This window comes from Neobacillus cucumis, from assembly GCF_002860255.1.
GTDB lineage: Bacteria > Bacillota > Bacilli > Bacillales > Cytobacillaceae > Neobacillus > Neobacillus cucumis_A.
In genome coordinates this window covers 117,966-131,372 of the sequence record NZ_PGVE01000052.1, presented here as the reverse complement: position 1 = coordinate 131,372, position 13,407 = coordinate 117,966, and the positions used below count along the sequence as shown (strand labels likewise).

Sequence of the window (13,407 nt, the reverse complement as noted above, 5' to 3'; positions counted from 1 at the left end):
TAAAACAATAGACAAGCAGCATCGCATTTTGCGGTGCTGTTTGTCTATTTGAAAAAAGTCTGCTTATTATCTAAGTTATCCAATATAATGAAATTATTTAATTTAGAAAGAAAACACGTCCGGTGAATTAATCAGAATTATTGACGACTTTTATTTAAAAAAATGAGGCAACATGGTAGACAATAGCCCTTATTGGCGACCGGTAAGCCAAAAAAATAAGGCACTAGGGTAGACAATAGACCTTATTAACGACCGGTAAGCCAAAAAATAAGGCACTAGGGTAGACAATAGACCTTATTAACGACCGGTAAGCCAAAAAATAAGACACTAAGGTAGACAATAGCTCCTATTAACGACCGGTAAGCCAAAAAATAAGACACTAGGGTAGACAATAGACCTTATTGACGACCGGTAAGCCAAAAAATAAGACACTAGGGTAGACAATAGCTCCTATTAACGACCGGTAAGCCAAAAAATAAGACACTAAGGTAGACAATAACCATTACACATTAATTGTGTTTGAAATAGTTACCAAAGCCCGTTACTCTTACTGTTGGCATCATTATTAATTAAACGTTTGATTAGTTTTTTCCGTAAAAAAACCTTGCTAAATCAGCAAGGTTTTCAAATATTTCCTATCTTTATCATTATCCATTTTAACACTAGTTGCTGCCAAATATCAGCAACTCTAAATAGTTAAAGCCGCATCTTCACTTTTTGCAAATTTCGGCAGCCACTCTCCATGCGCCTCAATTAAATCATCACATAGTGAAACAATATCATCTAGAGACAATTCTGCTGCTGTATGTGGGTCTAACATAGCAGCTTGATAAATATATTCGCGCTTCCTCGTAATCGCCGCTTCAATTGTTAATAGCTGCGTATTGATATTCGTGCGATTCAATGCAGCCAGCTGTTCAGGAAGATCGCCTACATATGTTGGAGTAATACCGCTCCGGTCTGCAATACACGGAACCTCCACACAAGCCTTCTCAGGAAGGTTGCTGATTAATCTTCCGGTATTTAGGACATTGCCGCCAAACTTAAATGGAATATTCGTTTCAATGGCTTCAATAATTCGTGAACCATATTCTTTCGAACGGACATGCTCTAACGCCTTATTGTTCACTAAATCCTCTCTCATGGTTTCCCATCGCTGAATTTGCTCTTCGCAGCGGCGCGGATATTCATCGAGTGGTATATTAAATCTTTCAATTAACTCTGGATATCTGGACTTAATAAAGTACGGATGGTATTCAGCATTATGTTCGGAAGATTCCGTTACATAGAAACCGAATTTATCCATTAACTCAAACCTGACCATATCATGATGTTTGGTTTTTTGCTTTTCTTTCGCCCTTCTTTTAATCTCAGGATAAAGGTCTTCCCCATTTCTTTTTACTTCCAAAAGCCAAGCCATGTGGTTGATGCCGGCAATCCTTTCTTGAACCCCTTCAGGATCCATTCCCAGTGATTTAAATAAATCCTTTGTACATACTTGAACACTGTGACACAATCCGACAGTTTTTATAGAGGTAAAACGGTTCATTACACCTGTTAATACGGCCATCGGATTCGTGTAGTTTAAGAAAAGAGCATCCGGGCATACCTCTTCCATGTCCTTTGCAAAATCAAGCATTACAGGAATCGTTCTAAGATTACGGAAAATCCCTCCAATTCCCACTGTATCCGCAATGGTCTGCCTCAGCCCATATTTTTTAGGAATTTCAAAATCAATCACAGTACTTGGACGGTACCCGCCGACTTGAATGGCATTAATAACATATTTGGCCCCTCTTAAAGCTTCCTTTCGGTCTAGATAAGCCTTTATTTCAATCTTTTTATTTAAGCTATCTTTTAAATTCTTAAGCATATTCTCGGAATCTCTTAGCCTTTGTTCGTCAATATCAAAAAGGGCAAATTCAAATCCTTCTAATGCTGGAACCAGCATACAATCCCCTAGCACATTCTTTGCAAATACTGTACTTCCTGCACCTAAAAATGTTATTTTTGACATGTCTTTTCCTCCTATTTTCTGTTAATATTCTTTTTATCTAAGATAAGCTTGATAGTTTAAAAACCTGTGAAGTAAAGTCTCCCCATTGTAAGGAGCCGGCAGCAATCCGATCCAACTGGATACCTGCATTCATCAGTTCGTCTCCATAAAATGAACCCTGAATTCCTTCGATTTTATATTCCATATCATCACGAAGTCCTTTTAGAACAAGCCGTTCATAGCCCGCATTCGGTTTTCCAAGCACTTGATAGCGCCCAGCTAACGCTTCTTTTTGGTCCTCTGAAACAACCATCCAGCTCGTCACATTACCATCTTTTTCAAAAGGGCTAAGCAGGCGGTAAAAGGTACCTGTCTGCAGAAGGTTGCGGTTTTCTTTATAAAAATTGATTTGTTCTCTTACTGCTGACTTTTCTTCTTCAGACATTTTCGTTACATCCAGCTCGTAGCCAAACGCACCAAAATAAGCAGCATTTGCCCTTGTATCTAAGCTTGTCATTCGGCCAACCTGGTGGTTTGGCACTGCAGATACATGCGCCCCCATTGAACTTAATGGATACACAAAAGTAGTACCATATTGGATTTTCAAGCGTTCAACCGCATCGGTATCATCACTCGTCCATCCTTGCGGTGCATAATATAAGAGTCCTGGATCAAAACGGCAGCCGCCGCTTGCACAAGATTCAAATAGTACATCAGGAAATTTAGAGGTTAACCTCTCGTATAAATCATATACCCCAAGTATATAGCGGTGGGCTACTTCTCGCTGACGATCAGCTGGAAGCTGAGCCGATCCGATTTCTGTCATATAACGGTTCATATCCCATTTCACATAAGAAATCGGAGCTTCATCTAAGACTTTTGCCATCATTTCATATATGTAATCCACGACATCCTTACGGGAAAAGTCGAGAACATATTGATTTCTGCCGTGCGACTGGCGTCTATTTGGGACGTGAATGATCCAGTCCGGATGATTACTATATAATTCACTTATTTTCGAAACCATTTCAGGTTCAAACCACAATCCAAACTGTAAACCTAATCCATTGATTTTCTCAGCAAGACCTGTGATTCCATTTGGAAGCTTTCGTGTATCGACAAACCAATCTCCAAGGGAGGTGGTGTCATCGTCTCGCTGGCCAAACCATCCATCATCCAATACAAACAATTCCACGCCTAATTCCTTCGAAGCACTTGCCATTTCAAGAATCTTTAGTTCATTAAAATCAAAATACGTGCCTTCCCAGTTATTAATTAATACTGGTCTTTCCTGATCACGCCACTTTCCTCTGGCCAGTCTAGAGCGATACAATCCATGAAAGGTTTGACTCATTCCATTTAAGCCTGTATCAGAGTAAACCATGACCACTTCAGGCGTTTGAAAACTCTCCCCGCTTTGAAGCAGCCAATTAAAATCGAAGGGATTGATTCCCATTGTGATGCGGGACACATCATAATAATCTACTTCTACCTGGGCAAGAAAATTACCGCTGTAGACCAAGCTAAATCCAAACACTTCCCCTTGATGTTCGTTGGTATCTGGCCGTTTTAGAGCAAGGAATGGATTTTGCTGGCTGCTGCTTGTTCCTCTTGCACTGGAGATGCTTTGAATTCCCGACTCTAGTTTTCTTGTCTTTACATGGCGCTCTCTTGCCCATGCACCTGATAATTGGACCATTTCAAAATCAGAATCAAAGAAGTCCACGCTCGCACTCATTGCCCTTGTAAGATTTAAATTTTCTTTCCCGTGGTTCACAAATTTCACACTGCGGGTGATAGCGCTGAACTGTTCAAAAATGCTGTAGGATAAGATTAATTCCGCGTCGATTACATCATCATACAAAGAGATTTCCAATGTAGATGCTTCATGATCCTTCTCTACATAGGTAGCTGGAAGTCCTTCAAGTTTAGGCTTACCCGAATATATCTTATGATCTTTATAGATAAAGTTTGTCACCCTGCTGCCATTTTCCTGTAGAATCTGAAAAGCAGGTTCACGGAAATCAGTCGTCCCATAGCCAGGATATTCCTGTTTCGATGTATCCAACGAAAAGGACAAATCCCCTTCAAATACACAGGCAACATTGGCCTTGGCTTCACTTGTATAAAGGTGAGCGAAGGATTTCCGGTGTCTCAGCTTTTTCCCAAAATACAAATGTCCCAACTGGTTATTCTTTAAAATAGTAAAGATATAACTGACTTTTTCAGACTGAAGGTGAAATTCTTTTGAGTTTTCATTGTAATAAATAGGCATTTTTTCTGTTCCTCCAAACGTGTTAACCTTTCACTGAGCCGGCAGATAAACCTTGAATAAAGTGTTTTTGTAAGAATAAGAAGAGCACAGCCATTGGCATTACGGCTAAAATGGCTGCTGCTGCCACTAGATTCAGGTTGTTTGTATTTGATCCAAAGAATCCTGACAGTGCCACTGTGATTGTCTTCACTTCATCAGCCTGCAGGAAGAAAATCGCAAATTGATAGTCATTCCATATATAGACGCAAGAAATGATTAAGATCGAGGCAGTAATTGGTTTTAATAAAGGGAAAACCACTTTAAAGAAGGTCCCAATGGTACTGGCTCCATCTATTTTTGCTGCTTCTTCCAATTCTTTTGGAATGGTTGAACGGATAAAGCCTGCATATAAAAAGATCGTTAATGGCATAAAAGAAGCGACGTTATTCAAAATGGCGATGAGATGGGTATTCATCAGACCCATATCCACGACCAAATTGTATAAAGGTACTAAAGCAGTTAATGGCGGGATGACCATCACAGAGATAAATAATATATACATATACTTATTTAACCTTGTTTGCCGTCTAGCAAGCGGGTAGGCCGCTAATGATCCAAAAACAATCAACAATAGAGCGGAAAAAAAGGTGATAATGACGGTATTGAGAAAGGCATTTCCTAAATTAGCCATTTCCCAGGCTTCGGAAAAGTTAACGAAGGACCATTGTTTAGGGAAAGCCCACTTGGAGCTGAAATCCCCTTTCTCTTTAAAAGCTGTTGTAAATAGGATATAAAATGGAATTAAGTGAAATAAGGTAATAGCCAGAGCAATCCCCGTTAAGACGGTCTTCTTTCGTTTATTCATGTAATCCATTATGCCTCGACCTCCTTGCGCTTAAAGAAAATCAATGTGGCCAAGCTGATGATGAGGATGATGATTGCCATTAAAACACCCTCCGTAGCAGCATACCCGGCATCCTGTCTATTAAAATATAAGTCATACATAAAGGTAGACATAGATTGCGAAGCATTCCCCGGTCCGCCGCCTGTAAGTGAAACAATCACATCAAATAATTTCAAACCGCCGATAATATTTAAGACCATATTAATCGTGACAGAAGGCATCAATAATGGCAGCGTAATATTTTTAAATTGCTGGAAAGTAGAGGCGCCGTCTATTTGAGCAGCTTCATAGTATTCCTTAGAAATACTTTGTAAGCCTGCTAGATAGATAATCATCGCTACCCCTACAAATTGATAGGTATTGACGAACACGATAATCCACTTATTCATATTTGGATCAGCTAAAGCATTGATCTTATCTAAACCGATAAATTGCATTACATCATTTAGGGCGCCTCCTTGATAGGCAAAGAAGAAATACCAGATGTATCCCATAATTAAGGGACTAATGATAACAGGCAGGTACACAATGGTCCGTGTGATGGCCCGTGCTTTAATACTCTGGTTCAGTAATAATGCATAAAGCAGACCCAGAATATTTTGAAAAAAGGTACTCCCTATTCCGTAGATTAACGTATTCCCTACAACTAGCCATGTATCCGAATCCTTAAGCAATCTCGCGTATTGCTTCAATCCAACATAATCGTAGGTCTGGGAAAAACCATCCCAATTGGTAAATGAAATTCTGATCCCCATGAGGAAGGGGTAAATGATAAAAAAGCAGATGAGTGCAAGAGCCGGAAGGTACATCCACCACAGCGATGATTCTTTCTTACTTTTTAATTTCTCTAGTTTAACGTTTATTTTCGCAGGTGCTGCTTTTTGAGTTTCCACTTCTATCATCAGTATTCAACTCCTATAAAAGATCTTCTACAGTTGGAGTACAGGGGCAGCCTGCTTGTCTGCCCCTATATCCCATCCCTTGTTCTTTTACTTTTTCTGATCCTTTAGACGCTTGAATTCCTCGCCCACTTTCTTCGATACATCCTTCGGCGACATCTTGCCGGATAATAATTCTTGTCCGGTTGCACCAAGAACATCCCACATGCCGCTTGGTAAATAAACGCGGTCAAAATATGGCTGGACTTTTACATCCTTGAAAGTTTCATAGTCACTAGAGTAATAGTTTTTAGCATCCGTATTCGTTAAACCTGCCGGTAAGGCAGTCCCTTCAGCAATTTCTTTTACGATATCAGGCTGGGAGATATACTCAATAAACTTCTTAGCTTCTTTCTTATGCTTTGAATCTTTCCAAACAGCCAGTGTATGGCGTTCTCCACCAATCCAAACCGGATCGTCTCCTGAATGAATCACAGGCATTGGGATCACCCCTAATTTCACCTTAGGATTTAATTCTTCAACAGATGGTCCTAACATCCCCCCGCCGATAATAAACCCAATTTTATTTTGAGCCATCAGTTCCGTCATTTGCTGATTTTGAGCAGTTAGAACATCTTCGTTCAATAAGCCCTTATCCTTCATTTCCTTGAGTTTTTCAGGGAGGAAGGTGTAGTCGGACCAATTAATATTTCCTTCTAATAATTGTTTCTCAGAATCAGGATTTGATTTTGTCACAAATAATGGAGTCAAGAACTGGTCAAAGTATTGACCAAACGCCGATTTATCCGAACCAGCGAACCATAATGGAGTGACTTCGCCCTTACTTTTCTTTTTAATTGTTTCTAGTGCAGTCATGAAGTCATCAAATGTGGTTGGCGGCTTGATTCCGTACTTCTCTAATAGTGACTTATTGTATGTAATTCCGTCTTTTGCCTGGTTTAATGGATAGGCATAGACTTTCCCTTTGTCATCTTTCAGGATTGGATCTAAAGCAGGATCCAGGTTTTTTACCCAATCCATATCGCTTAAGTCTTCCGTATAATTTCCGTAGCGCTTTTGAGCCCAGCCGTGGGTATCAAATAAATCCGGCATATCATTGGCTGCCATTTTAACGCGCAGCATGCCTTCATAACCATCAGCAGGATAATTATATTTAATGTCTATACTAGGGTTTTCTTTCTCAAATTTTTGAATGACATTTGTGAGTGTTTTCTGGTCAGCTTCATTTGTTACAGTTGAATAGAGTGATAATGTTACTTTGCCGCTTTCACTGGATGAAGAACTTTTACTAGAGCACCCCGCCATCATGGTTGTAAGGGAAGCTGCAATCGCTAAAGCTTTAAATATTTTCTTCATATAGATACCCCCTGGATTTCCAAATGTAGTTGATTGATTGCCGTACCGATTTGTTCACAAAACAAATTTTAATATAAATGACTACTAGGACAAATTATCTTGAGCATAGGAAGGAAGCACTATATAATATAAGTACTCCTTTTTCTTTTCGGGAGTCTAAGGTTTATTCATCCTTCGTAATTAGTGATTGGCCGTCACAAAATCTACTACTCTAAAAATAGATTACGGATGAATAAGCCTCTTCCTCTTTAATAGACTCATCATTGATTCTTGGCATCACACCCTTCAAAGAGAGATTTAGATAAAGCATGAAGACAACCTATTTTACAGCCCCACAGCTTTGTCTCACCACCAATTCAGAAGGTAAAACGACTTTCAATGGCAGTGTTCTTCCATTTAATCGATCCATTAATAGTTTTACTCCTGTGTGACCCATTTCTTTTGTATGGACCTTTATGGTTGTTAAAGGTGTACTTGTAAACTGGGCAATTTCGATATCATCAAAACTTACAATGGCTACATCGGTTGGCACCGAAAGCCCGGCTTCCTGTAAAGCTTTTAATGCACCGATTGCCATTGGATCACTCGCAATAAAGAAGGCTTCAGGCAAGTCCTTTAGTTGAAGCGCTCTCTTCATCAATGCATAACCTTGGGACATTTGATATTCACCGATAAACGTCCACCTAGGATCATGCAATCCCTCACTTTCCATGAACTTCTCGAAGGTCGTAAGCCGCTCATCCTCAACCTTAATTTTTCCACTATTGGCATGTTCCTTTTCTACTCCGCCAATGTATCCAATCCGTTTGTAACCCGCCTTCAATAAATGATTCAACGCTAGTTCGGTAGACTTTACAAAATCGATTACCACTGAGTCATAAAGGCTATCATCTGGAGAATGGTTAATGTATACAACGTTTTGAATGTGATCACTCACTTTTTTGAGGGCTTTTTCACTAATTCTTCCAATCACAATTAAACTATCAAAATCATGAATATATGGATTGGAACCTGCTTCATAAAGGCGAACTGTGCTGGTTGTTGTGATTCCTTGCCGTAATAACTCTTCCTCTACACCTTGACGGATGGATAAGAAGTAGGGATCACTCATTTCTTCTTCTAATGTTTGGCAAAGTAATATCCCCACATTGGGTGTCTTTTTTGCAGATTCCATATGTTTTTCCGCTTGCCGTTCAAGGATGGTCTTATAACCTAGTTCCTTTGCTGTTTGTAATATTCGAAGACGGGTTTCCTCTAAAACGGAAATAGTCTGATCATTATTCAACACTCTCGAAACAGTGGTAGGAGATACTTTTGTCATATTTGCTATATCTTTAATTGTCGCCATTTTAAAACTCCCCACTAAATGTTTTACTTATCACTCAATAAATATCACTAAATTATTTACTGAGTTCTATCTAATCATATCAGCTAATGAAAGGGTTTTCAACATTATTTTTAGAAAATTTAGTAAAAATATCACTAACCATGCAAAAGATTCAAAGATAAGTCAAACTCTGGTTTGAAGAAGACTTAACCTTAACTCAGGAATGAAATTAGGCGTTCCTTAATATTTTAGCAAAATAGGAAATTGGGGATATTCCGTGTAAAAGGATAAAATGTCCTACTAAATATTTTAGTAATGAGACCAAATAGAAAAAGCCAACCAAAAATGTGGTTGACCTCTTTCAACGTTCGGTGATTTTTGAATCCTCATTCAATTGTTTTTTAAACATATTTTAAAATTGATTTACAAGCTGATTCATTTCGTTTAATTTGGAAGAAAGCTCAAAGAACCAGTCTTCATCCCCTGTAGATAAAGCCAAGTCAATCAGAAATAGAATTTGTGCCTTGTTGCTCACATTAGAAACAGGCAGTTTCTTAACACGGCCACTCAATAGGGCCACTGTTTTTCCAACGATCTGATGATTATCACTTGTAACGGCATTTACCTTCACTACTCCTGGAACATCCAGTGATTCAATGTAACCAATGATTAATTCCCCGTCTCGTAATGTTCCCTTAACCCAATCACCTATTTGTAACAACATTTATTTCACCTTCTTAGTCTTTTTAATGTTAGTCATTAGTATATGCAAGATCCGCTAATCTGTAATTTTTTTTATTACATTTTAATTAAACGAAACGCGCAACCCATTTAAGGGTTACAACACGTTATTGTTCTTGGTTAACAAGGTCGATTATTTCTTTTAATGTGTAGTCCTTTAAATATTCACCCAAATGCTCTTCCGCACCTAAGAAAATAGAAAATAGAACCCTTTGCATATTCGCCCCTACAATACACCGTTCATTTGAATCAGGGCACTTAGGCTGCAGAGCACCTTCAGAGGTAATTTTATAAATATCCCAGAGATTGACTTCATCTAGTTCTACTGCAAAAAGAAAACCGCCGCCAGTTCCCTCTTTTGATTTTATAAATTTATGTTTTTTTAACAAACTTAGCACTTTACGGATCCGTACAGGGTGTACACAGGCGCTCGCTGAAATCGCATCACTTGTTGACATCCGGTCGGGCTGCAGCGCAAGAAAAGTTAAACTATGAATGGCAAGTGTAAAATCACTATTCATGGCCTGCCCTCCTAAGAAATAAAAGCCTGCTAATCACCTTATACAGCAGCCTTATTAGTATTTACCAATGCACTGTAATACTAAACATTACAGATTACCTTGTCAAGCACTTGATAAAAGCTCTAAGATCACTTAAACCTATATAAACATCCTATTTTTTATTAGGCAATGATAAATTTAACTATTCCATTGTTTTCTAACTTGTTCTTCTGCAATCCGATTAATCTTTTCCCATGTCATTTCTTTTTTTGCAATCACATTTGTATGATAAGTTCTATTCTTATAATTAACTGTTACAAATACTTCAATCATTTCTTTTTCCTCCTAAAAAACTAATTTGCCATTTTTTGTAATTCGGTGTTCAAAAATGTGCGAAGCTTACGTGGCAGAAAACTGCGAATTTCTTCCTCGTTATATCCCACCTGTAATCTTTTTTCGTCTAGGATAATTGGGCGGCGCAACATTTTGGGATGCTTAATGATTAATTCATAGAATTCATTAAGCGGAAGTGATTCAATATTTATATTTAATTCCTGAAAGGTTTTTGAATTCGTTGAAATAATTTCACTAGTGCCTTCCTCAGTCAATCGAAGAATGGATTTAACCTCATCGACTGTAAGGGCATTAGCTAAAATGTTTCTTTCGATATAGTCAATTTGATGTTCTTCAAGCCAAGCTTTTGCTTTCCGGCAAGAACCACAACTTGGTGTTGTATAAAGAGTCACCATGTGTGAACACACTCCCTGCTTATATTTGGTATGGTACCAAACTTACCTAGACATTTAGATAAATACCCAAATGTGAGTTGGTTCAAACTTTTTGTCCTAAACTTAAAATGTAATAAAAAAGTTTACAGTTTAGGTTTTAAAAATGCCCAACTTATTTTTTCTAACCTATACTGTAACTTTAATGTTTACAGTTGAAAAAGTCAATTGGAAAGTATTAACTTTATATAAAAAATTTTAATGCCTGCCAGTCATTCTGAAACCTTGTCCATTTGGACAAACAAAGACATCTTCATACAACCTCCAAAGTCTAACAACAATAATCGTAAGGATGCAGCGGGGGCTTTGCTGGATATAGCCAGCTTGTTCTTAACAGGGGTTCTTTCCAATGCCAAGCACCTAAGGCCGCGGCACAGGCATCAATCCAATGACTTGGTTCCTCTTTAAGAATAGAAGTTCGATTAAATTTTGCTGGCTAAGCCAGTCCCACATCATTATTCGCGCTGCCAAATCTTGTTTGTAACTTAATACAAGCCCAAAATCTGTCTTCTGCAGTCTTGATCCCATAACCGCTCCTGGATGAACTTCGACGATAGAAACAGGATAGTGAGTAGTAAGATTCCCGATTTCTCTACTAAGCTTAATCCCTCTTAGTGTTAAATAGACCATTTTGTTTAGAGTAGGAGGCATAATAGATCCGGGCTTCATCCCTAATCCAATGATAAACTTTCGAAGCTCACGGTCACCTTGCCGGTCCCCTCCCCCATCTTCGTAGGACAGAGGTGCATCGATACCGACTACAACTTCATCTGACTGACTTTGTTCTAGAATCTCATTTACTATCTGCTGATCACTAACATTATTCATCCATTTCACGAACTTTAATTGGTTTCCTTGCTTTTCAAAAACGGTCAAAACTGTATCTTTATGATTACTTGGTCCCGATAAATCAATGCCAATTACTCTCATGATTAACCATCGCTTTCTTTAGATATAGAGGTCCCAATCAAACACTATTTTAAAAAATTTCCCCTTCAGTTTCCAATGATAATTTCCCAGAGCCTTATTTACTGGGGCAGGATTTATTTTTGCAGGAATAAAGGTCAAATCTAACTGCTAGTAAGCTTTCTATCCTCCATAGTAAGCGTATTCTTATTCATCCGTTTCCTTTCAAAAACCAAATTTTAAAAAACAGTCTCGGTGTTTATAAATGTTTAAATTTAGGTTAGATGAGCCACCTTAGATATTGGAAGAATAAGTGTGAAAACTGATATTGAGGTGTTTTATCGATGGAACATAAAGTTCTGCCTAGGGATGAATGGATCGTGGCCAGAAAAAATTGTTACAGAAAGAAAAGGAATTCACTAAGTTACGGGATGAACTCACACAACAGAGACGAGATTTGCCGTGGGAAGCCGTCCGCAAGTCTTACAGCTTTGACGGTCCTAGCGGGAAGATGTCACTGTCAGACTTATTTTCTGGAAGAAGTCAACTGATTGTATACCATTTTATGTTTGATCCTAATTGGGATCGTGGCTGCAAACATTGTTCTTTTTGGGCCGATCACTACAGTGGGATGATTCCACATTTAAATCACCGTGATGTAACTTTTGTCTGTATTTCACGTGCCCCTTTAGAAAAGCTGGAAGCATTCAAAGAGCAAATGGGTTGGACCTTTCCTTGGTATTCAGCGGGGCATATGGATTTTAATTTTGATTTTCAAGCATCTTTTACAGAAGAAGAAATTGAAAATAAGCAGTCATTTTACAACTATACACTTCAGAATCCTATGAGTACTGATAGAGAGGGTGTAAGTGTTTTTTTCAAAGATAAAGAAGAAAATATATTCCATACATACTCCACTTCGCTCGTGGTATTGACATGATGAATATCACCTACCAGTTTCTCGATTTGGTGCCAAAAGGTCGACAGGATGATCTTGGGCTGCGGCATCATGACCAATATGTTCCCAAAATATAAATTTCGGCGAGGAGGACCTCGCTTTTTTTATTCGTAGAAACTTATTGATTATTACACCTACTTCAATTATCATCTAATTAGATAATTGTTAAAGTAGGTGTATTTTTTATGCAATTGAATAAAATTGTTGAATTTCATAAAGCATTAGGCGATCTGACTCGAATTCGTATTATTGCATTGCTCCAACAGGGTCCCTTGCACGGCCAAGCGATTGCTGGAAAGCTTGGACTTAAACCTCCAACCATTACCCACCATATAGCGAAGCTAAGAGAGGTTGGATTGATCAAAGAGAAACGCGATAAAAACACCATCTATTTTTCACTTAACGCAAAAATATTAGAGAGCAGCGCTAAAGCGATTTTAACGGTTGGAACAGGAGGTGAAGCAAGGATGGAAATGTCGGTTACAGCTGAGGAACGGACGGCTATTATCAATAATTTCTTCACAAAAGATGGAAAACTCAAGAATTACCCTGCCCAGCGAAAGAAAAAGCTGGTTGTACTTGAATACATGGCCAAGGGTTTAGAATTTGGGAGAGTATACCAAGAAAGGGAAATTAATGGATATTTAAAGCAATTCCATGAGGACTATGCCACATTGCGCCGCGAGCTTATCATGTGTCAGTACATGTACCGGGAGAATAATCAATATGAGCTAAATCCTGTTGAGCTATGGTGGTTGAGTTAAGGGCGTTAATAAGCGTC

At 38.5% G+C, this 13,407-nt stretch carries 12 protein-coding genes and 1 pseudogene; 2 read left to right on the top strand and 11 right to left on the bottom strand.

The window, feature by feature from the left end; genetic code table 11:
* Positions 1–688 precede the first annotated feature (688 nt).
* The 11 genes from CVD27_RS13885 to CVD27_RS13840 form a co-directional block, all read right to left on the bottom strand.
* A complete protein-coding gene (locus tag CVD27_RS13885; RefSeq protein WP_101648503.1) occupies positions 689–2,017 on the bottom strand; it encodes an alpha-glucosidase/alpha-galactosidase in 1,329 nt (442 codons plus the stop codon).
* 37 nt (positions 2,018–2,054) lie between these two features.
* Positions 2,055–4,271: an alpha-galactosidase gene (locus CVD27_RS13880; RefSeq protein ID WP_101648502.1), complete on the bottom strand. Its 2,217-nt coding sequence runs from the start codon at positions 4,269–4,271 to the stop codon at positions 2,055–2,057.
* 22 nt (positions 4,272–4,293) lie between these two features.
* Complete coding sequence (locus CVD27_RS13875; RefSeq protein WP_101648501.1) at positions 4,294–5,124, bottom strand: carbohydrate ABC transporter permease; 831 nt, start codon at positions 5,122–5,124, stop codon at positions 4,294–4,296.
* A complete protein-coding gene (locus tag CVD27_RS13870; RefSeq protein WP_374703074.1) occupies positions 5,124–5,963 on the bottom strand; it encodes a carbohydrate ABC transporter permease in 840 nt (279 codons plus the stop codon). The genes CVD27_RS13875 and CVD27_RS13870 overlap by 1 nt, the downstream gene beginning before the upstream one ends.
* A 180-nt stretch (positions 5,964–6,143) precedes the next feature.
* Complete coding sequence (locus CVD27_RS13865) at positions 6,144–7,409, bottom strand: ABC transporter substrate-binding protein (RefSeq protein WP_101648499.1); 1,266 nt, start codon at positions 7,407–7,409, stop codon at positions 6,144–6,146.
* Positions 7,410–7,728: 319 nt separating this feature from the next.
* Complete coding sequence (locus CVD27_RS13860) at positions 7,729–8,757, bottom strand: LacI family DNA-binding transcriptional regulator (protein WP_101648498.1); 1,029 nt, start codon at positions 8,755–8,757, stop codon at positions 7,729–7,731.
* A 391-nt stretch (positions 8,758–9,148) separates the two neighbouring features.
* The gene (locus CVD27_RS13855; protein WP_101648497.1) at positions 9,149–9,460 is read right to left on the bottom strand and encodes an IDEAL domain-containing protein; all 312 of its coding nucleotides are present in this window, start codon (positions 9,458–9,460) and stop codon (positions 9,149–9,151) included.
* A 124-nt stretch (positions 9,461–9,584) separates the two neighbouring features.
* A complete protein-coding gene (locus CVD27_RS13850; RefSeq protein WP_101648496.1) occupies positions 9,585–9,998 on the bottom strand; it encodes an RrF2 family transcriptional regulator in 414 nt (137 codons plus the stop codon).
* Between the two features lie 177 nt (positions 9,999–10,175).
* On the bottom strand, positions 10,176–10,310 hold the full coding sequence (locus CVD27_RS27765; RefSeq protein ID WP_142384099.1) for a BA3454 family stress response protein: 135 nt from the start codon (positions 10,308–10,310) through the stop codon (positions 10,176–10,178).
* Positions 10,311–10,330: 20 nt separating this feature from the next.
* A complete protein-coding gene (gene spxA / locus CVD27_RS13845; protein ID WP_101648495.1) occupies positions 10,331–10,726 on the bottom strand; it encodes a transcriptional regulator SpxA in 396 nt (131 codons plus the stop codon).
* Positions 10,727–11,122: 396 nt separating this feature from the next.
* On the bottom strand, positions 11,123–11,692 hold the full coding sequence (locus CVD27_RS13840) for a DUF429 domain-containing protein (RefSeq protein WP_257984359.1): 570 nt from the start codon (positions 11,690–11,692) through the stop codon (positions 11,123–11,125).
* A 349-nt stretch (positions 11,693–12,041) separates the two neighbouring features.
* Between CVD27_RS13840 and CVD27_RS13835 the strand changes: the two are divergent.
* Positions 12,042–12,703 (top strand): annotated as a pseudogene (locus CVD27_RS13835) (DUF899 domain-containing protein).
* Between the two features lie 108 nt (positions 12,704–12,811).
* Positions 12,812–13,390, top strand: coding sequence for a DUF2087 domain-containing protein (locus CVD27_RS13830; protein ID WP_101648494.1), 579 nt, complete (start codon positions 12,812–12,814; stop codon positions 13,388–13,390).
* The last annotated feature ends 17 nt before the right edge of the window (positions 13,391–13,407 follow it).

Bases quoted from the DNA above. Each gene is read 5' to 3' on its own strand.
- CVD27_RS13850 (WP_101648496.1), bottom strand. From the start codon at position 9,998: ATGAATAGTGATTTTACACTTGCCATTCATAGTTTAACTTTTCTTGCG.
- CVD27_RS13860 (WP_101648498.1), bottom strand. From the start codon at position 8,757: ATGGCGACAATTAAAGATATAGCAAATATGACAAAAGTATCTCCTACC.
- CVD27_RS13875 (WP_101648501.1), bottom strand. From the start codon at position 5,124: ATGGATTACATGAATAAACGAAAGAAGACCGTCTTAACGGGGATTGCT.
- CVD27_RS13855 (WP_101648497.1), bottom strand. From the start codon at position 9,460: ATGTTGTTACAAATAGGTGATTGGGTTAAGGGAACATTACGAGACGGG.
- CVD27_RS13870 (WP_374703074.1), bottom strand. From the start codon at position 5,963: ATGTACCTTCCGGCTCTTGCACTCATCTGCTTTTTTATCATTTACCCC.
- CVD27_RS13880 (WP_101648502.1), bottom strand. From the start codon at position 4,271: ATGCCTATTTATTACAATGAAAACTCAAAAGAATTTCACCTTCAGTCT.
- CVD27_RS13885 (WP_101648503.1), bottom strand. From the start codon at position 2,017: ATGTCAAAAATAACATTTTTAGGTGCAGGAAGTACAGTATTTGCAAAG.
- CVD27_RS27765 (WP_142384099.1), bottom strand. From the start codon at position 10,310: ATGATTGAAGTATTTGTAACAGTTAATTATAAGAATAGAACTTATCAT.
- CVD27_RS13865 (WP_101648499.1), bottom strand. From the start codon at position 7,409: ATGAAGAAAATATTTAAAGCTTTAGCGATTGCAGCTTCCCTTACAACC.
- CVD27_RS13830 (WP_101648494.1), top strand. From the start codon at position 12,812: ATGCAATTGAATAAAATTGTTGAATTTCATAAAGCATTAGGCGATCTG.
- spxA (WP_101648495.1), bottom strand. From the start codon at position 10,726: ATGGTGACTCTTTATACAACACCAAGTTGTGGTTCTTGCCGGAAAGCA.
- CVD27_RS13840 (WP_257984359.1), bottom strand. From the start codon at position 11,692: ATGAGAGTAATTGGCATTGATTTATCGGGACCAAGTAATCATAAAGAT.